General features: G+C 68.5%; 2 protein-coding genes. Both read left to right on the top strand.

Features of this window, described 5'->3' with window-relative positions:
- The coding region (locus EN745_RS35465; protein ID WP_189363280.1) for a gamma-glutamyltransferase at window positions 1–219 on the top strand (219 nt) is incomplete at its 5' end.
- A gap of 71 nt (window positions 220–290) precedes the next feature.
- Window positions 291–728: AMP-binding protein (locus EN745_RS35470; RefSeq protein WP_145992362.1), on the top strand; the 438-nt coding region annotated here is incomplete at its 3' end.

Genomic DNA, 728 nt, shown 5'->3' on the forward strand with positions numbered 1-728 from the left:
GCGCTGGATGCGCCGCGAGTCTTCTACAACAGCGGCGTGGCGGAGGCGGAGCGCAGCGTGCCGGTCGACGCGGTTGCAGGCCTGCGCCGGCGCGGCCACCAGGTGATGGAGCCAGATCATCCGCTGGGGGGCGGGCAGGCGGTGCTGATCGACTGGGAAAAGGGAACGCTGACCGGCGCGTCTGACCCACGCAAGGACGGACTTGCGCTCGGATACTGATGCCGGCGGCTTCACGATTGCGTGCTGCCGCTCGGCTGGATTTTTGCAGGCTGGAAAGATAGTCGGTGACCATGACCAATACCGCTGACACTGTGGACCTTGCGCACCGCCTCGCCCCCGGCGCCACTGACGCGCCGGCTGTTTCGGCCCCTGATAGGCCGACGCTCACGCATGGCGGTTTGCGCCGGCTGATCCGCGAGACGGTCGCGAAGATGAATGAGCTAGGCCTCGGCCGTGGCGACCGTGTGGCGATCGTGCTGCCTAACGGGCCGGAGATGGCGACCGCCTTCCTCGCCGTGGCGGCGGCGGCCTCGACTGCTCCGCTCAATCCGGCCTACCGGGCCGACGAGCTCGATTTCTATCTCTCCGACATCGGCGCCAAGGCGATCCTGGTTGCCAGGGATGAGCAGGGGCTGGCGGTCGAAGTTGCCGAGCGTCTCGGCATCCGGGTGCTGCGGTTGCTGCTGCCGGATGACGCGCCGGCCGGCCGCTTCCCCATCGCGGGCGAT

This window comes from Mesorhizobium sp. M4A.F.Ca.ET.022.05.2.1 (assembly GCF_003998845.1).
GTDB lineage: Bacteria > Pseudomonadota > Alphaproteobacteria > Rhizobiales > Rhizobiaceae > Mesorhizobium.